General features: G+C 44.5%; 25 protein-coding genes and 1 pseudogene. 7 read left to right on the top strand and 19 right to left on the bottom strand.

The genetic code is table 11. From position 1 onward, the window contains the following. Window positions 1-800: 800 nt before the first annotated feature. Window positions 801-1,466 (bottom strand): hypothetical protein, encoded by a 666-nt coding sequence (locus tag H8K38_RS11400; protein WP_186884942.1) that lies wholly within the window; start codon window positions 1,464-1,466, stop codon window positions 801-803. 7 nt (window positions 1,467-1,473) lie between these two features. Then, window positions 1,474-1,890, bottom strand: a complete 417-nt coding sequence (locus tag H8K38_RS11395) for a helix-turn-helix domain-containing protein (protein ID WP_186884941.1) — start codon at window positions 1,888-1,890, stop codon at window positions 1,474-1,476. 78 nt (window positions 1,891-1,968) lie between these two features. On the opposite strand from H8K38_RS11395, the gene H8K38_RS11390 reads away from it, so the two are divergent. The 7 genes and pseudogenes from H8K38_RS11390 to H8K38_RS11360 all read left to right on the top strand — a co-directional run bounded on the left by H8K38_RS11390 (window position 1,969) and on the right by H8K38_RS11360 (window position 8,954). Next, window positions 1,969-2,199, top strand: a complete 231-nt coding sequence (locus H8K38_RS11390; RefSeq protein WP_255422926.1) for a DNA-binding protein — start codon at window positions 1,969-1,971, stop codon at window positions 2,197-2,199. Window positions 2,200-2,424: 225 nt separating this feature from the next. Then, window positions 2,425-3,192 (top strand): TnsA endonuclease N-terminal domain-containing protein, encoded by a 768-nt coding sequence (locus tag H8K38_RS11385; RefSeq protein ID WP_186884940.1) that lies wholly within the window; start codon window positions 2,425-2,427, stop codon window positions 3,190-3,192. Between the two features lie 16 nt (window positions 3,193-3,208). Next, window positions 3,209-5,020, top strand: coding sequence for a DDE-type integrase/transposase/recombinase (locus H8K38_RS11380; protein WP_186884939.1), 1,812 nt, complete (start codon window positions 3,209-3,211; stop codon window positions 5,018-5,020). A 4-nt stretch (window positions 5,021-5,024) separates the two neighbouring features. Further along, entirely contained in the window at window positions 5,025-5,882 is an 858-nt protein-coding gene (locus H8K38_RS11375) for a TniB family NTP-binding protein (protein ID WP_186884938.1), read from the top strand. Between the two features lie 78 nt (window positions 5,883-5,960). Next, window positions 5,961-6,845 carry a hypothetical protein gene (locus H8K38_RS11370; RefSeq protein ID WP_370587090.1) on the top strand — a complete coding sequence of 295 codons (885 nt, stop codon included), beginning with the start codon at window positions 5,961-5,963 and terminating at the stop codon, window positions 6,843-6,845. A gap of 3 nt (window positions 6,846-6,848) precedes the next feature. After that, the gene (locus H8K38_RS11365) at window positions 6,849-7,754 is read left to right on the top strand and encodes a TniQ family protein (protein WP_186884936.1); all 906 of its coding nucleotides are present in this window, start codon (window positions 6,849-6,851) and stop codon (window positions 7,752-7,754) included. Between the two features lie 79 nt (window positions 7,755-7,833). After that, a pseudogene (locus tag H8K38_RS11360) lies at window positions 7,834-8,954 on the top strand (IS3 family transposase). A gap of 19 nt (window positions 8,955-8,973) precedes the next feature. Here the strand turns inward: H8K38_RS11360 and lnt are convergent. The 17 genes from lnt to H8K38_RS11275 all read right to left on the bottom strand — a co-directional run bounded on the left by lnt (window position 8,974) and on the right by H8K38_RS11275 (window position 24,782). Continuing rightward, a complete protein-coding gene (gene lnt, locus H8K38_RS11355; protein WP_186884935.1) occupies window positions 8,974-10,569 on the bottom strand; it encodes an apolipoprotein N-acyltransferase in 1,596 nt (531 codons plus the stop codon). A gap of 10 nt (window positions 10,570-10,579) precedes the next feature. Continuing rightward, on the bottom strand, window positions 10,580-12,472 hold the full coding sequence (locus H8K38_RS11350; RefSeq protein WP_186884934.1) for a hypothetical protein: 1,893 nt from the start codon (window positions 12,470-12,472) through the stop codon (window positions 10,580-10,582). 67 nt (window positions 12,473-12,539) lie between these two features. After that, complete coding sequence (locus H8K38_RS11345; RefSeq protein WP_186884933.1) at window positions 12,540-12,950, bottom strand: hypothetical protein; 411 nt, start codon at window positions 12,948-12,950, stop codon at window positions 12,540-12,542. Beyond that, window positions 12,947-13,309: a DUF192 domain-containing protein gene (locus H8K38_RS11340; protein WP_186884932.1), complete on the bottom strand. Its 363-nt coding sequence runs from the start codon at window positions 13,307-13,309 to the stop codon at window positions 12,947-12,949. Before H8K38_RS11340 ends, H8K38_RS11345 begins: the two co-directional genes overlap by 4 nt. After that, window positions 13,309-14,007, bottom strand: a complete 699-nt coding sequence (locus H8K38_RS11335; protein ID WP_222610823.1) for a TadE family protein — start codon at window positions 14,005-14,007, stop codon at window positions 13,309-13,311. Before H8K38_RS11335 ends, H8K38_RS11340 begins: the two co-directional genes overlap by 1 nt. Before the next feature lie 26 nt (window positions 14,008-14,033). After that, window positions 14,034-14,546, bottom strand: a complete 513-nt coding sequence (locus H8K38_RS11330) for a tetratricopeptide repeat protein (RefSeq protein WP_186884930.1) — start codon at window positions 14,544-14,546, stop codon at window positions 14,034-14,036. 36 nt (window positions 14,547-14,582) lie between these two features. Further along, a complete protein-coding gene (locus tag H8K38_RS11325) occupies window positions 14,583-15,452 on the bottom strand; it encodes a type II secretion system F family protein (protein ID WP_186884929.1) in 870 nt (289 codons plus the stop codon). 10 nt (window positions 15,453-15,462) lie between these two features. After that, window positions 15,463-16,323: a type II secretion system F family protein gene (locus H8K38_RS11320; protein WP_186884928.1), complete on the bottom strand. Its 861-nt coding sequence runs from the start codon at window positions 16,321-16,323 to the stop codon at window positions 15,463-15,465. Next, window positions 16,316-18,097, bottom strand: coding sequence for an ATPase, T2SS/T4P/T4SS family (locus H8K38_RS11315; protein ID WP_186884927.1), 1,782 nt, complete (start codon window positions 18,095-18,097; stop codon window positions 16,316-16,318). The genes H8K38_RS11320 and H8K38_RS11315 overlap by 8 nt, the downstream gene beginning before the upstream one ends. Window positions 18,098-18,100: 3 nt before the next feature. Next, entirely contained in the window at window positions 18,101-19,399 is a 1,299-nt protein-coding gene (locus H8K38_RS11310) for a type II and III secretion system protein family protein (protein ID WP_186884926.1), read from the bottom strand. A 38-nt stretch (window positions 19,400-19,437) separates the two neighbouring features. Next, a complete protein-coding gene (cpaB, locus tag H8K38_RS11305; RefSeq protein ID WP_186884925.1) occupies window positions 19,438-20,508 on the bottom strand; it encodes a Flp pilus assembly protein CpaB in 1,071 nt (356 codons plus the stop codon). Window positions 20,509-20,529: 21 nt separating this feature from the next. Further along, window positions 20,530-20,745 carry a hypothetical protein gene (locus H8K38_RS11300; protein ID WP_186884924.1) on the bottom strand — a complete coding sequence of 72 codons (216 nt, stop codon included), beginning with the start codon at window positions 20,743-20,745 and terminating at the stop codon, window positions 20,530-20,532. A 17-nt stretch (window positions 20,746-20,762) separates the two neighbouring features. After that, entirely contained in the window at window positions 20,763-21,458 is a 696-nt protein-coding gene (locus H8K38_RS11295; RefSeq protein ID WP_186884923.1) for a hypothetical protein, read from the bottom strand. After that, a complete protein-coding gene (locus H8K38_RS11290) occupies window positions 21,449-22,234 on the bottom strand; it encodes a hypothetical protein (RefSeq protein ID WP_186884922.1) in 786 nt (261 codons plus the stop codon). Before H8K38_RS11290 ends, H8K38_RS11295 begins: the two co-directional genes overlap by 10 nt. Before the next feature lie 41 nt (window positions 22,235-22,275). Then, entirely contained in the window at window positions 22,276-23,046 is a 771-nt protein-coding gene (locus tag H8K38_RS11285) for a hypothetical protein (RefSeq protein ID WP_186884921.1), read from the bottom strand. Beyond that, window positions 23,037-24,428: a pilus assembly protein TadG-related protein gene (locus H8K38_RS11280; RefSeq protein WP_186884920.1), complete on the bottom strand. Its 1,392-nt coding sequence runs from the start codon at window positions 24,426-24,428 to the stop codon at window positions 23,037-23,039. Before H8K38_RS11280 ends, H8K38_RS11285 begins: the two co-directional genes overlap by 10 nt. Before the next feature lie 87 nt (window positions 24,429-24,515). Beyond that, window positions 24,516-24,782: a hypothetical protein gene (locus H8K38_RS11275; RefSeq protein WP_186884919.1), complete on the bottom strand. Its 267-nt coding sequence runs from the start codon at window positions 24,780-24,782 to the stop codon at window positions 24,516-24,518. Between the last annotated feature and the right edge of the window lie 452 nt (window positions 24,783-25,234).

The raw sequence follows: 25,234 nt of genomic DNA, 5'->3' as shown, positions 1-25,234 counted from the left end.
CAATCGCACGAACCGTTTTGGAGTCGGCGGAGAGCGAAACCTCTTTTAGCTCTAGTAATCCGTACTCGTTGAGCGGTTCACCAGCTGGGTATGCATAAGCCTTCGTGTGCAGAACCTAACGTGTTTTAATTTTCATTTTGCAACATTAACCATCAATGATTAAATTGTCAACATTCTTAAATCCCCTTGAAAGCCGCATGAACATTGACTGCATTTTTTTATACTGATAATTAATACAGTATAAAAAAATCGACAAAAACATCATCCCTCAAAAACCGCGCTTGCTGGATCAGCTGCACGAACGTTTGCATTATAAGCATGATATTCCAGGTAAGCCCACAGTTGATATTGTCTAGCGTTAGCAGCATTAAAGGCACGACAAATTCTCAACTCTCGATGCAATTGAGATTTGGATTCTTAAAATTATAGGGAGAGACAATTGATCGATAACGACAGCAAAGCGTCTTCCGCTCTGATTCGGCCTTTGATTTCAGTTAGATACCGACACTCTAGGAATTATCAATTAAATTTAGGGTGACGGCTTTTAATGACCGGCAGCTTATGGCCGAACTCGGACTGTGTCCGTGAGGATAGCATCTTGCTTAGCTGAAAAATGCGCGAAATCTCACAACTTCGAACGGCGATGCCGACAATTCCACGAACATTAGCCGAGCTTCAAGCTATCCGGCTACTGGATCGCATTGAGCCGGAACGAGTGGCATGGTCTGAGCGGGAACAGACGAGTGAAATAGATGAGAATAGCGATCTCGGATTTCTATTTCTTTCCAATGCCACATCAATCAGCTCAATGAATCGCAAAGACACCAAATTTTCTTGTTTCGAAAACCGATTTTTTTCCCGGACCAAATAAAAATACTCGAAATCAGCAACAATTCAGTCGCTCCGGTAATAGCGCAGGTAGGAGTACATCTATCGCTCAGCAAGAAAACGGCTAATGAATAAATGCAAAAGATTGCAACCAACAAAAAAAATACAAAAACAATTAACGCTGTGATCTTTTGAACCGGCCTGATTAAACGAACTTCGATATTCCCCTTTTTATTCACATATAAGTTTGCATCGCTTAGAATTTTTTTTATCTGTTGTTCTTTGAATTTTCCTTCAAGCATTAACCAAATTAACTTCGCAGTAACTAATTTATTTAATTCTCGTCCAAACTTTAATGAAGCATAAGCCGCTATCAATTTGGTTGACGTCCAATCGTAAACATCGCTTTGTTCGCCGTCAGGAAGAATTAAACTGTAACGATTTTTCCAGTAGAGAAACTTCAACGACTTCATTGGATTGACGACAAAGTCCAGCGCGTTAGGTGAATACATTACTGCTCGATAAAGTCCAATTTCTTCAGATTTTCCAACTTTCATTGTGGGGAATGACATTCTCAAGGTCACAATTGATAGGAATAAAGATTCTTTTTTATTCTTTATGCGTTCAAGTATATTCATATCACCATCAATCAATAGACGTTAAAACAGTCCTTTTTCTTTCTGCTTCAATATTTCGTTGACTCTGATCATTTAGTATCGATCGATAGAAGTGAATTAATGCTGTTGTCATCACTCTTGCATCTGGACTGTCACCGAGGTCACGGACCATTTCTAACATCAGTCCAACAGCTTTCTGCATACATTGAAAATCAATTTTTTCCTCGGATTTGCTGCCTGAAAGAACGAAATAAATGTCCACGCCGTTCTTTTCACATTCAATTAAATAATCAGCGTTTGGGCATCTGTCACCGATTTCGTATCTCATAACAGAAAGTCGTCCGACGCCAATTTTTTTCCCAAACTCGGCCTGGGTCAGTCCCAAACGTTCGCGCTCACTCTTTAATCGAGATCCGACAGAACTACTATTATTTAGTAAGCGCATAGATATTAAGAAGAATATTAAATAAGAAATAGTAACATCGTATACTAAATAGAAAATTTAGTTTAGGATACGTATCAAATGAAACCATTTGGATACATAAATTTCACCATGCGTGATCTTGACCCTGAAATTATTAGTAGCACAAAAAATAACTTTGCCGCGCGCGGCGAAAGCATTGCGGAGTGGGCACGTCAAAATGATTTCAATTTGCAATTGGTTTATAAAATCTTGAACGGAAAGAGCAAGGCTCTTCGTGGCGAAAGCCATCGAATTGCAGTAAAACTGGGAATAAAACAAAAATTTGAATAATCCTGTTCAAATAACAGTTATCAAACGCAATCTTTAAAAAAGGAAAAAAATGAGCAAGAAATAGAAAACGCCACTCTCCAAAAAGGCTGAGTGGCGTCGAGTAGATAGAATATACCTACGTGTGGTGCGTCAAGTATCTCTCTCTACTCCTCCCCTGTCAAGCCTCAATTTTCTGATTTTTTAAAAATCGGAAGCCCTTTTTTTGCCTAAATTTTGCGAGGCTCTATGAAACCAAGCAGAAAGGTAGTCACGCGCTCGCCTCACCGAGTTGTTGGACTTATCGCATGCAATTGGCTACAAAAACAACCGATCGAGTACGAGAGTCAACTCGAGAAACGATTTATACAAAAAATTCTACTGACGCAGGGTGTCACAGAAGTCATCCACCAGCCGTTTCAAATTGAATATGGTAATGCATTAGAGAAAAAGTACACACCAGATTTTCTGATTACTTTTCAAGACGGAACAAAGATTGTTGTGGAAGTAAAACCAGAAAAATTCATCCCCAAATTTGCGGATACGTTTGACGCTGCCGGAGACATTCTGCAACAAAGAAATTTCAAATTTTGCGTTGTATCAGAATTGCAAATTGACATTAACGATGAACCGGAGAGTATCGATTTATTACTACGTTATGCAAAAGGTTCATTTCCTCGGTCAAATATCGAAGCAGTAAAGCAATTCATTTCCGGCACTACTACGCGTGAAATCAGCATTAAAGAAGTTTGCGACTGTACAAACAGCAGCATCCATCTTCTATTTCACTTACTTGGAAGAAGGTCACTTCGTTTTAGTAAAGAAATTTCTACGTCACCCAACACACTTATTTTAGGAAATGCAGGAGGAGAATACTATGACAATGTTTTCATTCCAGATTGGCTTAACAATACGCAATGGACTGCAAACTCTCGAGTTCGTCAGAATGATAACGGAGTCGGAAGTTCAATTCGAAGATCCCATCACACGCCGAATCTACACGTGGGCCATTTCTAAAATTACTAGTGAAATTTTGACCGGAAAACTGCAAGTGGTTGGCGGAGTCGAACGAAAAAATCATGACGTCGATTCAAGCAGTGGATTCATTTCATGTATTGATTCACTACCTGAAAAATATAAATTAGATTTTGAATTTAAGATTAAGTTAATTAAATGGCTGCAAAAATGTGGTGTGTCTCGCGGTCGAAGGAAATTAGTCGACGAAAATATAAAAAAATTTTTTGAACTGCACCCCGATATAAAAGTAAAACGTCCATCAGCCTCGGCCGTAATGGGTTGGATGCGCGAGTGGGAAATCTCAAACAACAACCCCGCTTGTTTAATTTCAAAAAATTTCCAACGCAAGCGAGTTACCAATTTATCTGATTTCATTGAACAAGAAGTTCAGAAAGTTTTAAAAGAAGAATATTTTGTACGATCACGTCCAAGCTTAGAGCGTGCTCATACGATGCTAGAGCGTCGCTTGCAAATGTTTCGCTCAAAAGAGCAACGCGATGAAAAAATTCCAGAAGTCAGTATTTCTTCATTAAGAAGACGGGTACAGGAAGTCGATCCATATATAAGGGACACGTTACGCTATGGTGCGTTTTATGCAAAAAATAAGTGGCGCTATTCGCTTCATGGAAACTATACGAATAGAGCTTTGCAAAGACTAGAAATTGATCACACGATATTAGACTTGGTTGTCATTGCGGACGCTAGCGGCATGCCACTTGGACGTCCAGTGATAACAATCATTGTAGATAGCTTTTCTGGCTATCTCGTCGGATTTTACATTTCATTCGCTGGGGCTGGTCTTGCTGCAGTCCTAAATTGCATGAAAGTCGGCTTAATGCCCAAAAATACTTTTACCGATCACGTCAACTTTCTTAAAAATCCTTGGCTAGGCTATGGCGTAGGAGAAATGTATGTTGTTGACAATGGTCTCGAATTTCATTCAAAACAATTTGTGAATGCCGCACTAGAATTGAACACCGATATTCAATATTGTCCAGTGCGACAACCTTGGTTTAAACCTAGCGTCGAACACTTTTTTCGAGAGTTGGGATTTAATCTTCCAGCCGAAGGAAAAGTACAAAAGCCACTTGCAAATTATCTACCGATCAATCCCGCAGAATCCGCAAGAATCTCATTCTCCGAGCTTTGCAACGGATTGCTAAAGTACTTTGTCGACGTCTATCCCACAAAAATAAACTCGAAGACGCTTGAAATACCGTTCGACCTATTCAAAGAAAGTTTTGAATCTACGCCTCCCCCGCTTCTTCCAACGAATCTACAAAGTCTTGGTCTTATCGCTGCACATCAAAAAACTCTTAGTGTTGGTAACGAGGGAATTGTGACTAACTACCTCCGTTTTAATTCTCATGATTTACAGTCAATGAGAAGAAAAATTTCTCCATCATTTAAGACAACTATTAAATATGACCCGGAAGATCTCGGTTATTGCTATGTGCAAAATCCAGTCGATTTAACCTGGCTTTATGTTCCGAATTGTCACCCTGAGTACGCGAACAATCTATCAATGCTACAACACAAAGCAATTCGCGATAGGCTCAAGCAATCTGCCATCCAAGGCGACAAGTACGAGTCACACTTAAGGGCAAAACTAGAATTCATTGAACTATGGGAAAGCATTACGAAGGGGCGAAAAGTCACTAAGGATATTAAAAGTGCTTTGCGATTTGGAGAGCTGACCAGCACAAAATCACTAAGTGTGCCAGAAGTAGTTGAACTCAAAAACAAAAATGATCAACTATTTACAAAAGATGAAATGAAATCTGAGGAAACATCAATACCGAGTTTTTCATCTTACTTCATGGACTAACAGAATGACCGAAAAAGATATTGAAGATACGTTAAATCAGATTCGCCTGATTACGATTATGCACCCTCAATTTAATAATACGTATTCTGGAATTCGCGCTTTGGTCAAACAAAGCCAGCGCTCAGGTTGTCCGACGGGAGGAAGCGTCACGGCACCCACAGGAACTGGAAAGTCTCATCTGATCTCTGTCATTAAGAGAGAATATATCCAAAATTCAGATCTAATTGATTCGAGTAGCGCAGTCATTGCGATATCGGCCTCAGCTTCACCAAACATCGGTTCAATGATCGATAGAATGTTACAAGAGCTTGGACATCCACCAGGAGTTCGCGCGACCCGGCTACAAGACCTTCGCTTATCCATCCTCATTAAAGCTTTGATTGATAGAAATGTACAACTCATCATTATTGACGAATTTCAACATCTTTTTCGAGGAAGGCGTGATTCGAGTGCGAATGAAATTACAGATTTATTGAAGGAAATTACTGACAAAACTCAAATCCCAATTTTTGTGTTTGGTACAGATGAACTTGGAGATCTTTCTCAAATTGATGTGCAATTCGCTTCGCGACTACCTGCTCGTTTTCAAATACGTCCATTTGTGCGAGGAGTTGAATGGCAAGCATTTCTGCGAGCGTTCCATAGGGCTTGCTCCCCCATCAACCTGTCTGTCATTTCAAGTGTAGAAGCCAAAATTCATCTAGCAACAAATGGATCACCAAGAACCTTAAAATTTTTGCTAATCGCAGCAGCCACAGTTGCAATGACCGAAGGACGCGCAACAATTGAAATCAGTGATTTAAGAAATGGATTTAGCCATATCTTCGGAACCTCGGCCTCAAATAACAATCCATTTAATTGATTGATGCGCCCATATCACCGTTTACCCGTGCAATCCCCGATTCTTGAACAAGAATCACTCATGGGGTATGTATTGCGAATGTCTGAAAAAAATCACTTTTCTGGCACTCAGTGGTTATCCAAAGTATTCAAAGTTGAGCGCATTCACCATCTATCGAGAAAGCACGTACCAACCATCGCCTGGCTGTTCGGCGAACAATCAACATCGATGGAAAATCGCTATATTGAAATCAGAATGAGTTCTTCCATGCCGTACGCAAATTTTTATGGGCATTGCGTCAGTCGCCCATTTTTTATCCGACTACGATGTCCACAGGTATGCGCAAGGTGTATCGAAGAAGAACAATTTACTAAAAAGTGGTGGGAAGTCAGCCTTGCGACAGCCTGCTTCAGACATAAACTTTTTTTAATCGAAAACTGCCAACGATGCAAAAAAAATCTTAATTGGAACCGACCTGGAATAGCAATCTGCCAGTGCGGCTTTGATATTAGAGAGTCACGTGTCATTACGTCGACAACTGAAGCGGAAGTGGTTTCTGAATGGATCGCCGCAAAAGTTGAAAATATCTATTCCAACATGATCAATAGTGATTACGATCCCCTGAAAAATTTTAGCAACTTATCTCTGGACGGTGCACTTCGGATTATTTTTGCAACTGGTTTTCGTGAGAATAAAGATCATCAATTAAGTGCAGGAAAAGCAAGGAAAATCCTTTCCATTGACGAAGCAAGTGCATGCGTTGAACGGAGTTTGCACCGATTAAAACAATCTGAAATGACAAGAGATCTACCACTAATTAGAAAGGAGTTTGTCATTTCGGGCCTGGAGCTACTTGCAAAAGAATTTCAATCCATCAATGACGCAAAGTTAGCGATGAATTTGTTAGATATCAGCAGAAATAAAAATAGCCATCAAGCTTCGCTGACAAATTTCAACCCACGGTCACAGCTACAACTGTTTTAACGAATGAACATTTATCTTTACGGAATTCCCCCCTTACAGCAGCGCGAGTCACTATATTCGTGGCTACAAAGACTAGCTCAATCCCAAGGCATGAGCTATACACAAATCACACAACTGCTTGAACTCAGTCGGATCAAAGATATGGATGCACCGAAGCTTCCCATCCATAAGAATACATTTTCGAAAATATCTAACTTCAATGAAGTTTGGTTTCAGGGTCTATTTGCGATCAATAAATCTATTCGCCAATTCAAATCCGTAAAAAAACAACTCCGAATAAATCACGATAAAAAGCCAATCACTTCTGTTTGTTGTGAATGTTTAAAAACAGATGTACTCCCATATTTTCGAATTGAATGGCGTTTCAATTTTTGGAAAGTATGCCCACTTCACGCTATCGAGTTGAACACTACATGTCCACACTGCAATAGTGAAATTATCCTATCCAATTCATTATTAACTGGATTAAATTCCGTCCCAGATCTTCGGTATTGCCAAAGCTGCTTACTTGAATTTTCAAACACGAAAAGCAAGGAGGAAATTTTTCCAGCGTTACAAGATCAGATACAAACTCAAAACAACATGATGGCAAGCATTGTGACTGGCTATTGCCAGATAGTCCCACTAAATAAGCGATTTAATCTGAATATAATGTTTCGCATTTATGAACTGGGAATTCTGCATTCAGCAGCAACTGCAGATTTTGAAGCCCCTGTTTCCTCCGACCAAAGGGAAGCGTTAATAAACTTTATCGCCAGTATGAATAAGAAAATACTCGCTCAGGAGAGGTTACATAATCGAGCAAGAAATTGGAGATCTAGAAATAGAAAAATATGCATTCCAGAATATGAACGAGTTAATTTTTACACAAAACCGAGGTTGATGTACAACGTAAAACAAGAATTTTAATTTATAGAGTACGACGTCTCCCCACATTTGAGTAGCACACGGAATTAGAGTCTAATCCCATCCAGTAAGGAGATTAGACATGAAGAAGCGTTTTTCAGAAGAACAGATCATCGGTTTCTTGCGCGAAGCGGAAGCTGGATTACCACTCAAAGAGCTATGCCGACTGCATGGATTCTCAGAGGCGAGTTTCTATCTTTGGCGCAGCAAGTTTGGCGGCATGAGCGTATCCGACGCCAAACGACTCAAGGAATTGGAAGCAGAGAACGCGAGACTCAAGCGCATGCTGGCGAATTCCTTGCTGGAAAATGAAATCACGAAAGAGGCACTGCAAAAAAAGTGGTGACCGCACCAGCACGACGTGATCTGGTGCGGCATATGGTTCAACGAGGGCTAAGCGAACGCCATGCTCTGCGCATTGCAGACATGAGTGCCAGCGCGTTGCGTTATGAGCCTCGTCCGGATAAAAATGGTGCTCTGAGAGATCGCATCATCGAACTCGCACACCGCCATCGCCGTTACGGCTCCGGGATGATCTATTTGAAGCTTCGTCAGGCGGGCTTGCAAATCAATCACAAGCGTGTTGAGCGACTCTATGCGCAATGCGGCCTCCAGGTAAAACGTCGCAAGCGCAAGAAGGTGCCGGTATCTGATCGGCAGCCATTGATTCGGCCGGATGCTGCCAATCAAGTCTGGTCAATGGACGTTGTCTTCGATTGGACTGCCGAAGGTCGTGCGATCAAGTGTTTGACCATCGTGGATGATGCTACGCATGAGTCGATTGCTGTCGTGGCAGAACGCGCTATTGGAGGATATCCTTTGACACGGATGTTGGATCGGTTAGGTTTCAAGCGAGGTCTTCCCAAGATCATTCGAACTGACAACGGCAAAGAATTCTGCGGTCGTGCCATGTTGACCTGGGCACACCGTCGGGGAGTGCAACTTCGACAGATTGACCCGGGCAAACCGAATCAAAACGCGTACATCGAGTCATTTAATGGAAGATGACGGGATGAATGTCTCAACGAACACTGGTTTGTCAGCTTGGCCCATGCCCACACTGTAATTGAATGCTGGCGGAGGGAATACAACGAGGAACGACCGAAGAAATCCTTGGGTGGGCTGACGCCGTCAGCCTACGCTAGGCAACTGGCCACGAAAGCGGCTACATTAACCCCTGACTCTAAAGCCGGTTGCTACTGAATACGGGGACACGTCGGTACTAACATATACGCACCTTAAATTTCGACTTCCTCCCTAAATAAACGAAAGGTAAAAATATTATTTGTAAGAAACATATAAACAATATAGGTCCATTTCGGAATTGCATAAACGGAGTTTTTCCGGTCATCAACTGAATTTCACCGTCCAATACGCCTGTTACATCCTCTTCTAAAGCATGGCGAATACGACCATGTTGATCAATCATGGCGGTACGCCCCGTATTCGAGGCCTGCACCACCCAACGACCTAATTCAATTGCACGCACCCGGGCTATCTGCAAATGTTGTGCCGGAGCTGCCGAACCAAGAAACCAGGCAAAGTTACTGATACTAATTAAAGTATCGCCATCACCAACTCTGTTTAAAGTCCCGATATCGAATAAATTTTCGAAACATATACTGACGCCTATTTTTTTATTGTTAATCACTAATGGGGCTTGATATGTATTCCCTGAAGTAAAGTCAGAATAATTCTGATCAAGAATTGACTCTATCCACCGGCTCCCTGTTGGAAAGAATTCACCAAAGGGGAGAAGATGTTGTTTGTCGTAACGATAGTCGTAAGCAAGAGCGGATGAACTTCCCGGCATCATTGCAATAGCACTATTCGTAGTCATTAGGCGTTCTTGATTCTGAGTGCTAATAACTGTACCTACCAAGATCGATGTATTTCGGTCGGTGGCAGTCTTTCTCCATGCATCCAACAGTTCAGGTGACTGTGAATGCCATTCGATAGGGATCGCTGTTTCCGGTAAAACTGTCAATTCTGCCTGACTGTCGCTCATCAGTTTTCCATAGGTGTGTATCGCTTGTCTTACGCCAATAGAAGAAAATTTATCTTGCTGCGATAAATTGCCTTGCATTAATCTTACCCTCAATGTCCCTTTACCCTCAGTCCATTCTATGCGTTGCAAACCTTGTCCTGCAAGATATAGCGCCGTCAAACTCAAGATTACTACTGGAATTATTTTTGTATATTCCCGCTGCTCCAATTCTTTGCAGACACTCGCCAACATTGCTGCACACAAGGCACTAAGATAAGTTAGGCCAAATATTCCGGCAATCGATGCAAACGACGACAGCGGGCCACTCGCCTGAGCATATCCCGTTGCTAGCCAAGGAAAGCCAGAAAATATATTGCCACGGAACCATTCAGATAATGCCCAAACAGATGCAGTAGTCCCACAACGTAACAGAAAATAATGAGGCTGTTCTGATCCATATTTATTTAGCGCGGATAACCCCCCCGCGGCAAGAGCAGGAAATAAACTCAAATAAACGAATAACAAACTACTCAATAAAAAAGCAATGCTCCAACTGGTATGCGAATGTCGGACAATAGCGGGAAGTACCCACCACATACCAAAAATGAACCAGCCTAAGCCAAAATAAAATCCGATACAAAAACCTTCAGCAATGCGCGCCTTCGGTAACAAAAATAAGCCAGAGAGACAAATTATCTGAAACCACCATGCTTCAACTGGCGCATAAGCGACAGTCATTAAGCCTCCAAATAAAAAAGCTAAAAGATATTTGATAAGCTTTTTTTGAAAGCAATACGTCTCTCTCTCTGATTTCTGACTACGTCCCGTCATGTCAATGAGCTTATGCTCCGCCGGGGAACGTTACTTTGACACTGAGCGGCGTAACATTTCCATTCGGAGTTTTAATTTGAAGAATGGTACTTCCCGTAAGACGTTTTGTGCCACTATCAAGGCAAACGCTAGTGCTTGGTTTAACGGGAATCAGATGTACGGACCCCTGATCACCTGTTACATAAGCGCCGCTATAAGTCGGAGCAATGTTAGGCACGCTGGACGGAAAAATATCAGTGATTTCTAATTGATCCAGAGCCGCAGCGCTCAATACAGTACCATTTGGCATAGGATTAAAGTGCCCGTCACTGATACGTAGACGCAGTAACATCGCTGAGCAACCACTATTAGTTAAAGTTATACCATCAGATACAGGAACGCTGCTGCCATCATCCAGTATTCTGGCGATATTGCTGGCAAAACTACCACTGAGAAAAATTGCCGTCTGGCCAGTCAACGCTGTGCTGGCATTGAGAGAAGAGACGGTAATAGTTGCCAGCCCCGCACGTTTTTGTGGAGCGGTAGCATCACTGTTATAACGAGGATTCTGGCTGCGAAATGTGACTACACATCCTCCATTCTGAGTATTGCACCCTCCGCGCGATGCGCTACCAATCGCACCACTATCGGTTTGAAATACCACCGGCGTATTATCTGCGACGGGATTTCCGAACCGATCAGCTAACAACAAACTAACTGTAGTCTGAGTATCGTCATAGTTGTAGCCTTCAATGTTATAGTTTGCTGCACTAAGTGAAAATGATGTTTGTGTCGGTAAACCAGTTGACACCATAATCGTGTCTGAAATCGAAGATACCCCATTTGCCAGTGTCGCCTGCACTCGCAAAGCGGTTGGCTCTACGCCAGAGTTGACGGTTGTCGTCACTGTTCCATTGCTGTCACTGACATCAGATGATTTATTCAGCGTGACAGTTTTTGTCGAGATGGTCGTAAAACTGACTGTCTGATTTGGCAGGGAATTCCCAAACTGATCGATAACACGGAATTTGATCGTTGCAGTTTCAGTGCGCCCAGACCCGCCTGCACCCTTGATCACAATCGATTTATCTGCCGGAATAATCTGGCCGACCTCTAGCGAACTCGCATCAGGTGATAACACCTGGATTTGTGTGGTCGCGGAAGTTGTTGCACCGGTAATCGCAGCTGACAAGGTATCCGTCTGTCCGCAACCAATATCCCGGTAAGTCAGTTGCGCCCGACCATTCACGGTCGACACACTGGCGGGAAAACTTGCTTTGCCAGCGACTGCACAATTTGATGTCAGACTGATAGAAACGGGGCTAGTGCTAAAGAGCGCGCCGTCACTCTTGACATCTAGAGTGATGATAGTCGACGCATACGCTTTCAGCAGAATGGGGCTAGTCACAGGTGTAACGAAATTCAAACTGAGCTTACTGTCGCCGACCATAAATGTCGCCTGTGCCTGTACGCTGTTACCGGCATAACTGGCGACTGCCTTCAGCACACCTGCGCCATATGCCGTCAGCGAGGCTGGAGACAATTTCAACTTTACACTGCCATCGGCATCTGTCATCAAACTACCTGAGCCCGGTTGAAATCCGACTAGCGTCAAATCCGAACTAAACGCCAACAGCGTATTCGGTATCGGTGCCCCCTTGCTATCAACGATACGGGCAGTGGCAATCAAGGGACTGTTAAATGTGGTGACATTACTGGCCTTACCACTAATGTCTGAGAGGCTGATGCTTAACACCGCCGCGTTGACAGGTGAACTAACAGAACCGATGGCAGGTTTTTGTCCAGGTGCATCGGCACCGCCACCACCACAAGCACTTAACATCATGCTGAACACACTGCTCAGAACTGCTGTTAACATCACATTCCGCCACTGACCTATTGCTGCTTTTGTTTTCATTTTCATATTAATCCCTGCTGATAATCCTGTTTATCCTGCTTTTTCGCCTGAAATAAATTTTTCTGAGCCCAAATTAAGGGAGCAATGCACCCAACTCACGCTTTAATGCTGCAATGTTTTCGAAGTGTCGATGTAATACACTGACAGGTTCCTGACGCACAAGCGCGACATCGGCACTACGCTGTTCGTTTTCCAATTCTTTCCGCAAAATAGCGCGCCGGTCGTTATCCCGCTCCTTTTGCGTTTGCGGGCTTACCGTTGGAAAATTCACCGGTCTTACTGCAGAACCAGCCTGACTTACGCGACCATGATTCGATATCCGTTTGCTATTCTCTATTTGCTGATTTACTGTCGGCGACACATTACTCATCAACGTCACACCAGAAGCTGGATCGACATAAGTAAATATTTCGGCACGCAGATCAGGATGTGCACAAAAGAACAACATTGCGGCAATACAGCTATGATTAAACTGAATTCTCATATATTCACTGGCCGCTGAAACATGTCATTGCGTAGCAGAGACTGCCCCGTCTGTAACTGATAGCGTTCAGCTGCGCCACTATTGAGTTCAAGGCAGGCATAGGCTTGCCGAGCCAGCGCAAATCTCCAAGGTCGCAAGCGATGTACGATCTTGATAATGTAGCCATCTCGATCAATAAACACGACATCAATCGGAAACCGCATAAATGCCGTATGGATATCTGAACAAGGGACAATCAGCAAAGCACGATCATCGTGCAGCGAGCGTCGTCCCATCAAGCCTAAAAATCGTGTAAAAAAACTGTCGGCGACATCGATCTGGAGGTCACTAACCGCGATATGTTTGCTCCAGTTGCTCATCAGAAATTGCTCTGTAACGGTGGCGTAGTCATACGTATGACGGCCTGAGAAACGATAGGAATACCACGTCGGTTATTCGGCGGCTTTCTGGCGTAACACAAGCGATCATTGATTGATGTACTGAATTGTTCCAGCAATAGTCCGACCGCTTCATCAATCATAGGAAATACCATCTCGTAACAATATCTGACTTCGATTTTTAATAACAAGGCATCTGCTCTGGTCTCTTGGGAAGAAGAACCAACGCTCATATCGTTCATCAGATTAGTCACAGGAATAACACGGCCGCTACCATGTGGATTTTGTATAGAAAAATCATTGAAGGCAGCTTTGCTCGGATTCAACACTGTCAAACTGTTCATCGACATCGCCCAATCAATAGCGGCACTGGCATATGCAGCCGACATGACCGTCGAAAAATTGCCATTGCTGACGTCGCGCAAACCATTGCTACCCAATGCACCCAAACCGCGGGCAACATATAAAGGGCTCAAAGCATTCAATAAACCCCGCTTCATTTCAGACTGATCTCCTCCCGATGCTGCGCCAGCGCGAGCCGCCGTAAATGTCGCCAGATTCACAGTATTTTTTGCAACAATGAACAATCCCATTTGCATGACGGCCATGATCAACGGGATCAACACAAAAAAGGCAACGACATAAAATTCGACGGTCGTCGCACCAGATTGCTTTTTCAATATTTTGTAAAACGAAATTACCATGATTACTTGGTCAGCGAAGTCTGGCTTTTTGTAGGCAGATTCAGCGTGTGTTCAACATCTGCAATCAGCGAGCGCAGCGCTGAGCGATTCGCATCCGATACTTGGTCGCTTTGCAGCGCCTTTTGTGCAATCACTCTGAATTCCAATAAGTGGGTCATCGCCAAATTCGCATAGGTTTTATCCATTTTCGGATCTGCGCGAATAGCTTCTTCAAACGCGTGCTGCGCCTGTTGCAGCTGGTCACTGCGCAAATACGCAATCCCCAGACGGAACCAGGCGGGAGCCACAGTAGGATTGGCCTTCACAACGGTCTGATACAGCTGTATCGCTCTGAGGTAATCCTGTACCGCCATGGCCTGCTCCGCATTGGCGCTGATCTGGCTAATTTCTACTGGCGTCAGCGTTTGTTGCTGTCCTATATTTTCAGAGTTTCTTGCACGGTTGGCGCAAGCACCCAAGGTCGTGCTGATCAGCAGAATCAATGCTACTGAAACTATTTTTTTGGTTACTGCCATAATGCCTCGCTCAATTAAATTCGTCGTTGAAATTCTTCATTGAAATGCGTTCATCATCTTCATTCCGATCGGAAACCCGAGTACGACGAAGGTGCAAGGGAAAATACATAGAATCAAGGGTCCCAACATTTTTACTGGCGCTTCCATCGCTAGTTTCTCAGCCCGCGCAAAACGCTCATTCGTACGCTGAGTCGACTGCGCACGAAGAACCGACCCCAGACTGGCACCAGTTTTTTCCGCTTGCACCAATGCACTCGTCAGCGAGGTAACAACTGATATATCCATACGTTCTTCCAATGTTCGCAAACCATCTATCCTGGTACGACCAGAACGCACTTCACGAAGCAAGCGGGCGAAAGCACGTTTCAGCGGTGAATCGGGTGTTTTTTCGACGGCGATATTGATACCGACAGTCAGATTGCAACCCGACTCAATTGCCAGAGTAAGCATGTCAAGAAAATTTGGCAGTCCTTTTAATACCTGAATTTCGACAACTTTGATTTTGTCGCGCAACCAGATTTCGAGATAAAAAAAACCGAAGACCATTGCGCAAGCAGGCAACATCAAACCGCCTGAGCCCAGCCACAGAGCAAGCAGCCAAGTAATAAGAAAGAATATCAACGCATACACAATCCTTGACGCGAACCACTGCTGAGGGGACAGCGCATAATCGAGTTCAACTTTGCGCAGTCGGCGAATGGTTTTTTCGCGATACTCAACCGATAAATAACTACCAACGTAGTACGTCACAATAGTGATCAACGGCCAAATGCGTTGCAGCATTTTGGGAGGTTTATCTGCGTAGGTCCGGTCTTCTTCTGGCACCGCGTTGACAATCCGTAGTACAAACCAAATGCTAAAAATTATGGTTAGCGCAAACAACATTGGCAATAAAATTTCTATCATATGACTTCCCTCAAACGTCAATACGCACGATTTTTCGTATCAAAATAAAGCCGACAAATTCCAGCATAAAGATGACACTTAAAACACCGTAACCTAATAACGTATTAAACAGCGGTGCCATCGCTTCTGGCTCCATCGCAGTCAACGCCCACATCAGAAAGAGCGGCAGACAACCGACGATAATTCCCTGCATTTTTCCTTGCGACGTTAGGGCATCTATTTTGTCTTCCATCGCCAGTTTCTTACGCATGGTGTCAGCAAGGCGCTCCAATGCTTCAGTAAGATTGCCACCCACTTCACGCGCAATTCGCATGCTGGTCGTAAACATCGTATATTCCTGCGACTCTATCCTTTTTTCCAACTCTTCCAGCACATCGTCAAGCGAGACACCCATACGCAACTTACGGACAACCAATCCAAATTCCTGATTGGATGGTTTCGGTAATTGCTCGGCCAGCAATCCCAGCGCCTGCTGCAAGCTCATTCCTGAGCGCAAAGCCCCCACCAGGGAATCAAGCGTGTCCGGCAACTGTCGTATCAGGGTTTTTCGACGTTTTTCTTTTAATCGCTTATGGAAAAATGATGGGCCAAACAAGCAAAAGGCGGCACCGCCGATTGCCAGCAAAAGATTTCCGGTAATGATGAGCAACAACAACGGAACGATGAAAGTAGCAGTTGCACTTATTTTTATCAGGATGGCTGTGTCCAGAAAAATGAACATGTCAGATAACTTTAAGCTAGTGCTGCTCAAGACATTATCCCGATAGCGCTGTATCAGATGATGCCCAAGTTTCCATACGACGTAGGCGAACAGAATCGCACTCAGCGCAAATCCCAATGCAAATACGGATGGCAGAAGAGGACTAAGCATTGCCAACCTGCCCCGACACATGACGATTCATTTCTTCATTGTCAGCCCCGAAGATAGACAGATCAAGATCAACACCCTGCTCACGCAACTCTTCGTAGAAGGTCGGCACATAGCCGCATGGCATAAACTGACCTCGAACTTTGCCATCATCAAAAAATCCCAAACGCTGAAAGCGAAATATTTCCTGCATTTGAATCACACCGCGCTCCATCCCGGTGATCTCTGTAATACTGGTGACTTTACGAGTACCGCAAGCAAAACGGGTTTGCTGAACGATGATCTGCACGGCAGAAGCAATTTGTTCTCGAATCGCTGTGACGGGCAAATCCATGCCAGCCATCAAGACCATGACTTCAAGACGAGATAACATATCCCGCGGCGAATTAGCATGGGCTGTAGTTAGCGACCCATCGTGGCCAGTATTCATTGCCTGCAACATATCCAAGGCTTCACCACCACGACATTCGCCTACCACAATACGATCCGGGCGCATACGCAGCGAGTTTTTTACCAGTTCGCGGATACTCACCTGCCCTCGTCCTTCGACGTTGGCTGGACGTGCTTCCAATGTAACCAAATTATCGTGATAGAGCTTTAACTCAGCTGCATCTTCGATAGTAACAATACGCTCGAATGGTGGAATCAGATTGGATATAACATTCAGTAAGGTCGTCTTACCTGAACCGGTACCACCAGAAATAATGATGTTCTTTTTCTGCTCAACGCAAATTCTCAGGAAACGTACCATCCCTTCGTCAACCGATCCGAATTTGACCAAATCGTCGACTTGTAAGCGACGCTGGGCGAACTTACGAATCGATACTGAAGGACCTTTTAGAGCAATCGGACGAATGACGATATTTACCCGTGAACCATCCTTCAGACGCGCATCACATAGCGGTGTTGATTCATCGACCCGCCGACCGATAGGCGAAACAATCCTTTCAATCACACCCATCAACGCTTTCTCACTACTGAAAGCGATATCGGAACGGCGTGACTGCCCGGCTCTTTCGACAAAAATATCTTCCGCACCGTTTACCATAATCTCGGTCACTGAAGGATCAGCTAACAAGCTTTCGAGCACACCCAGTCCAACCGCTTCATCCAGTACAAACTTTTCAAGCTCATGCGGGTCAGTCTGTGCTGGCAACGGCAATTTATCAATCAACTCTTTAATTAGCTTACTTGCAACTGCACGCAATTCCACATCACCCATGCGCGTCACGTCTTGCCGACGCAGATCCAATGTCTTAATTAACTCCGCATGCAAAATGCCGGCATTCGTTGACAACGCTAACTGATGCGCACGATCTTCTACACTTAATTGAGTCGTCAGTTTTTTTTCCTCGGCAACGCTTTCTGGTGGAGCGTTGCTTTCAGCCATCGTCGGAGGACGCTTAAGTGGTAATACCTCTGCAGTTGCAATATCTGAACTTGGATTCATAAACGCAGTATCTGCGTTTATGCTCTGCATTTTATTAGCACTCAAGGACTTGATCCGTAGAGTTTGCCCACTGACGACAATCACATCCTCAACTCTCAAAGGGCCATAACGCACGATACGTTCACCATTGACAAAGACGCCTGTAGGGCAACCCAGATCAACAATACTGAAAACCCCACTACTTTCAGTCAACACCCGCAATGCGCGCTTACCTGCAGATGCCGGTAAGGGAATCAACGATGCCGCGTCGCAACCGAGAATACAAGTGTTTTCAATACGATATTCCTGTGCGACACCATCATGCCGCTTCGATTCAACTGTCAACATAACTTACTCCGTGATGGACAAACTGGATGCTGGTTTCGGTAACATCTCGCGATCACGTATGTTTTTATTCGTATCGAATAACTTCTGCGCATTAATATCTTTGACTTCCTTATCAGGATCTGGCGTCGCCTGTATCAGCCTCGGGGTGATGATGATCGCGACTTCGCGTTTGGAAATATTACTGCTCTTGTCTCGGAACAGCCCACCCACCAACGGGACATCGCCCATTCCCGGCACTTTTTGCGTGTCGGCAGATTTTTCATAGGAATACAAGCCATTCAGAACCACGGTTTCGCCTTCCTTAGAATTGAATTCAGCAGTCGATTTCCGTTTCAAAAATCCAGGAATACCGAGTACGCTCACCGATTTGTCAACGCTGCTGACTTCAACGTCCACCTTGGCGTAAATTGCCCCGGATTTATCTGTAACCGGCGTGACTTCGAGAATGATGCCGTATTCTTTAAATTCGACGTTGGTCTGTCCAAAGCCACCTACGATAGGAATAGGGATTTCTCCGCCTGAAACAAAGCGTGCTTTCGACCCACTGCGAGTCGTCAGGCTTGGCGCAGCCAATACCTCAGCTTCACCATCTTGTACCAGTAAATTGATTCGGGAAGTGATCAGCGACGCCATCGTGACAAAGCCTTTCGGCGGCCAGACCTTGCCAGGCAAGGGTACCTGTGTGAGGTCTAGACCACTGGATTGCACACCAGGAACGTAACGGTAGAGATCATTGCTATACAAATCTGCCAGCACGCCAGCATGCGGACCGTTTACCGACGAATCCCAGCGTATTCCAAGATCGCGTGCACCTTTGGTGCTTAACTCTACAACTTTGACGTCGAGATAAATCATTTTCTCCCAGCCAATTTTTCCAATGAAATTCACAACGTGTTCTGCATACATTTTCGCAATGGCCTGCGCTCTTTCCTGATTAACGTCGCTCACCATTTCGCCTTCTAGCACGATCTTGGAACCTGCTATTCTAGCTTTGACATTTTCGACATTAGCAAGCAGGCGATTAACGTCATCCAGAATTTTTTTCATATTTGCTTCTAATACAAATACGGTCATTTCCTTTTGGCTGCCATCTTTCATCCACAAATGTAAAGTTGAAACGCCTGGCGTTTCAGCCAGAATAAGCAACTGATTTTGCGAAACAATAGATACGGAAATAATCTTTCCGTTACCGACAGCAATGCGGGTGACGGCAATGGGCAATACTTGCGCTTGTCCGCTAAACAGTTCAATTTCGTTTGTTGAAGATGCCGCAACAGCCTCAGTCATAACACTCGATAACATGAAACTGATTATCAATAAAATTACTTTAATCACGTCATTCATCCGTTTTTACTATTACGTTTTGAAAAAGGAGTATCACTGGTTGGTACAGGCTGCGATGTAATACCTAAACGACTCTTCACATCCAGAGAATTAACGGCAGCATTTGCAGACGACTTCTCAACCTGTGGTTGCATCAGTGTGCCCAGCGCCTCTGCTAACGGATTTTTTCCAACTTCACTCTGCATTTTTACACCACCTGTTTTCCCTGTACCACCGACAATAATTTCAACAAACTCGGCTGGATTACTACGATGGTTTTGCGCAGTTTGCTTAAATGTTGCCTCGTCCAGTACCATTTTCCCCAACGCCTTTTTGTCGTCTGGATTTCGCAGAATCGCCGTCAACTGGCCTAATTTTTGACCTAATAAAATTTGTTGTGCATCGGTCGGATTCACTTTCAATGTGACTGTATTAAAGTCAACATCGATTTCCTTTTGCGCGCCATTTTCAGTTCTTATGGTCTGCTTTTTGGTAATTTTCCCCGTTGCAAGAACGGGCACTGACTGTAAAATCAGACGCACATTTAACTGTTCTTTCTGCGTGCCACTGATAAACTCTGCGGCGTTGAACTGACTGCTTGGGGTTCCGTTCGGAACGGGTGACGAGCCTGTAAACATCAAATCAATAATGTCACCAGGGATCAGCATCCCTGAAATAGAACTGATTTCATCAACTGGAAACGTGATTGCACGTTCACCGCTCTGGATCGTTGTAGACAAGGCTGCACGGTCACTACGTTCGAGCCCTCCGCGGTCAATCGGATCACCGGGTTTCACCGCGTTGATCAATCGCTGGCCAGCAATGGCATCCAAAGCTTCCGGCTCAATCACACTACTGGCAAGATAACGTTCTGGAATCGAACGAACCGCAAGATTGTCTGCAGATAAGGTGCTACCTGCTGGTAACTCAACTGCAGCAACAATCACTTTTTTCGTTTTATAGGAGCCCGCAAGACGCGACTCAGCCTGCGACAAATAGGAACGCAGGTAGTATTGCGCACCGACGAAGCACAAGATGCCCAAGGTAACAGCACCACCTAGTAACAGGGTATTTTTTGAGATTTTCAAGGAAATGAACTGACAAGTAGATTAAAAAATAGAAATCAGATAACTGAATCCACGAAAAAACGTAGCGATCGAACGCGCCAGATAATCAGCAGGCGCCATGTTGTTAGTCAGTTCGTGAGGAACGAACAGAACCGCCACCAGCACACCGGTCACAATCACATATTCGATCATCGCCTGACCTTGCTGAGATTGTTTGCCAGTTGTGCCGGAGCTGAATCGGGTTTTACTTGTCGCCATAAATCAAAACCTTTTCTCTATTTGGACTGCACTATCGTATTCATCATTAACAAAGTGCCAGCTTTCTGCGCACTCAGGCTGGCATCGAATTCCTGTCCATTCCGGTTCGCAGAAAATGTCGTTAGCGTGGCACTTTTTTTCAGCACGTGACGCTCCCAACCTGCTGCTTTCAGAGACGCTTCCAACGCGCTGACGGAAGCGTCAATAGAACGCGGTGACACAGCGATGACTTGCTGTGATACTTTCCCTGCATCGCTCGAGTCGATAATCGATACGGTCTGAACATCTGCAGGCAAACGTACCGCCAACTTCGGTTCAGTAGTCTGCTGCGGCGACGTTAGCGCGACATAGCCTTCGACTTTTGCACCACTTATTTCACGTATTTGAAAACTTCTGTGCTGATTGCCTATGGTTTGATTCAACACGGTCCAACTGGCATTTTTTGTTCTTGTCACAGGATTTCGTTCAGCTTGCTTTTGCCAGTTGTCTTGTACTTGATTCAGCACACTCTCCATCGGCAAATCGGCTGTGAACGCTTTGATTTTCATTGGCGTGCCGTTCAAACGCAAATCTTCGCCTACGGCTTGCAGGCGCAGGCTGTCAGGTGTGTCCTGCCAACCTGCATTACATGGCAAAGCGAATATCAAGAATGCGCCGATCGGCAAACAGCGATATAGCTTTTGCGCATTGAGGCCAAAATGCGTCAATAGCATGGGCCACCTCCTTGGTACACTGGCAGCACGGAAGAACCCGATAATCGATCCGCAGGAACGATGTCTGGACAAATCTGCCCCGGTTTGAACTTCGAAAAGCTCGGTTCCAGTATTGCCAGAAAACCGTCGACGACGCTCAGTAAACTGCTGATATTTTGTAATGCAGACGCTGGTGTATAAGCGCGGGTTCGCATCGCAGTTTGTCTGGAGCCGTCAGCATCCCAACTATCAGTGACTAATGACGAGGTTTCTTTTAGCGTCAGATTTAATTGATTCAGCGGCGCAGGTAAAGCGGCGATATTGTTTAATTTGACGTTGACGGTACTAGTGTATAAACCACCCTGATTCAGCGCCTCGCCACCTGTCAGCTTACCAACAGTTTTGTCAAGCGCGCCAATCGAATTGGCAATCGCTGCTGCGGCTGTTCCTGGCAGAGCTGCAGCCGCTGTTGCGACTGTCACATCTTTCGGTTTATCAATCAGCCGTTGCTTATCGACATGATCGGTCCAAAATGCGGTCTGTCGCCCCCAACTCTGACCATTGCTTTTCATGTCCGCGGCCTTATATGTATTCTGATTCCAGCTGAATATCCGTGCGCGGATTTGTCCTTCAAGTTTGGTATCCGAGAAATTGGCGTTATCGTGCACAGTCCTTTCCCATGCAGCATAGCGGGCCGCTTGGATCGTATGCGCCTGAATATCATGGAATTTACCAAGATATAAGATGCCTAAAAAAAGGCTGATTGCGACGCCGACAAATACCAGAAATTCCATCATGGCTTGTCCTTGTTGAAATCGACTGTGCGCCAACTGTGCCATTATTTGATATTGAAAACCTTGGGGTCTATGGACGCGCTGACTTTCACCGAAACCGGTTCAGTAATGACGACACCGAACTGATCTTTTGCAGTCAATGCCCTGACATAACCAGCCACGTATTTACCGTCGTGGCCGATAAATTTGGTCGAACCCTGAGTTTCAATCATGCAAACCTGACCTGCAATTTGCGTCGTCGCACTTTCTGGCAAGCATTTCAATTGAATGCCATTGACCACCTTGGCATCGGTATAGATTGCGCTATTTTCCTCGCCACCTTTAGTCTCTGCTTGCACAGGCTGCGAGACACGCTCGCCATTTTCCTGAACATCAATGTGATAGCTGTTTCCGTTGTTCACAACACGTAATGTTTCCGTTTTTGCGATCGACGAGGCACAGCCGCTTTCCGGAGTCATGTCGACCTTGATGACGTTACTGACCGTTGTATGCGAATAATTTTTTCCATCGCTGACGTATGTATCTTTATCGATAATGAAATCAGCTGGAATATCAACAAACGGCTTCACTGGCAGATTTTTTATTTGCGCGAAACCGACGCAGGCGTCATACCCATTTTTATACCAGTCGCGATACTGCGCAAGGTTCTCAGGTTTTGTCACCGTTACCACCTCGTAACCCGATCCCGCTGAGCTACTGTTATTGCTATCCGGATTGGCTGAACTGCCGGAATTACTCCCACAAGCGGTAATGCCAATCACAAATGTCAGAACAATGCTTTTCTTGAGTTGACTATGGTTTTTTCTTAACCGCATGTGGAATCTCCACCTAATAAATTTGGAATTGAGATTAATCCCTTGCTGGCATCCACGATCATGCGTGCATCTTTGCCATCAGTCGCTAGGGAGGCTCTCCAGTAAGGATTAAACAGACTCGGATATTCTTCTTTTCCGTCTTGACGCGGGGAGCGGTAGGGTCGCTCAAATGACACGCAAGCAGTTGCCAACGCATACACGCCGCTACCTCCAAAATTGGGATCAGCGCTTAATTTGCTACCATCAATTAATGCAGCATTGGCTTTGAGAGCCGTGCCAGCGACCGGTATGGCTTCTTTTTTGATGACCACTTCGACAGAAAATGGCAATTTATAAGGATCTTTCGGTTGATAAGGCGGCTTTTTCAGATCTTTGAGATCGCGATATCCCTGAAATTCCGTTTTTATATTTTTAGAATTTTTTCCGTTTGCCTCAGAGTTCGCCAGTCGGCCATCTTGGTTACTCCATTCATTAATGTTGCCATGACGGCCTACCTGACTTTTTGAATTCGGAGAATAAGACTGCGCCCCCCCCCAACCTAACGGAACACGAGTATCCCATCTCCCCTTCACAAAATTCCAACTGGTACGCAGTTCTGCTGAATCTAAGCCTTTCCATGAATCAAAATTGATCAAGTCTGTTCCACCTTGTTTGCGCAATTCAAACACCGGCCATAATCCAGCTTTCCAATCGCGTGCGGTTGTGAAACCATCGCGTGAATCTAATGTAACCTGACGAATTCGGGTGCGCCCCTCACGACCACCCGGACCGCTAGATTTACTATATGTTTGGGTAAAACCGAGCCACTTCCGCTCATTATTTAAAAACAGTCCCACATTGGCCGGAGATAACTCGGCGCCGTTTAAGCGTGCGACGTTTAATGCCAGGTCTTGTGCTACGGCAGTACCAACTGCATTTAACCCTACCTGGCCGACCTGATGTTCAATCAAATTCAATCCGCGCATCGCGATATCGGCAATTGGCAAAGCGCGCTGAACAGCAGTGTCGATACCACTAATCACCCGCTGCACAGCCGAGGTAGCCGCGCCCAGATACGGAACAAATCGTGTAATGTAATTAACGTTTGTGACGAAGCGATCAAGGTAAGAAGTCCACGACCTGAGACTGACGGATTGTGCAATCGTTACCTCATTCACAACCATCGCACGATTCATATATGCTTCAAAATTCAATGTTCTGGCCTGCCAGACTGCACCGCTATATGCTGCCGCATCGGCCGCATTCATTGCCCGCATCTTGGAATTGGTCACTTGTCCAGAATTGAATGCAACAAGAAAAAGAGCAACCATCGCTGCCGCAAAGCCCATAAATATGACCAATGCCTGCCCACGGATGACTTCTTTTTTGTATTGCACTGCCATGTTTAGACTCAAGTGAAATTCAAAACATCACCGGAGCTCAAAGCTCCGGTCATTATTTTTACAAAGTAAAATCTTGAACAAGGTCAATTAGTTACTATCTTTCTCAAACTCTTTCAGATTCTTTTCTTTAGAACCTTGTTCAGTTGCCTTAGAGCCGGCATCTGTAGTTGCCGATCGTGAACCGCCACTGGCATTACCCGCCAAGGTTGCTGCGGCTACCGCGGTTTGCCCGCGAATTACGCCACCAAATGCTTTGTAAACGCCAATAGCAGCAATAGCAATTAATGCAACAATAATGATGTATTCAGTCATGCCTTGACCGAGCTGACGACGACGTGAAGTGAATGTATTCATAAATTCTCCGACGATTTATCCAAAAAAAAAGAAACGACTTAATGCCCAGAAATAATAGTGCAATATAAGAATTATTTTTTGACAATTACATTAATTTACATTTCTTTCAAATATGTAAATTTTCTTTATTCCAAAGATAAATAGTGCTATACAGATCAATTACTTAGTATCGTTTAGCATATTTCTTGTTGCTTAAAATAGTCGCAGAGAATGAAGCCTGGCATTAGAATTTCTCTCACTCTTTTAAAGGAAAACTATATGAAATATCGTTCTTTAAAATAAATAAACGATAACTTTTCGCCTAAAATACGTTACAAAAAAGAAAATTTCTTACATCTCTTTTCTTTTAATTTCTTAAAGTTACATTTTTCTTTTTTTCCTTTGGCTTCTAGTCGTTAAGCTATGCCTTTTAGCTAAAAACGGTTTGTTGGACAAACACCAGAACAGATTTT

Source organism: Undibacterium sp. FT79W (assembly GCF_014284215.1).
Classification (GTDB): domain Bacteria; phylum Pseudomonadota; class Gammaproteobacteria; order Burkholderiales; family Burkholderiaceae_D; genus Undibacterium; species Undibacterium aquatile.
Note: the sequence above shows the minus strand (reverse complement) of the source record. Positions and strands in the feature narration are given on the sequence as shown.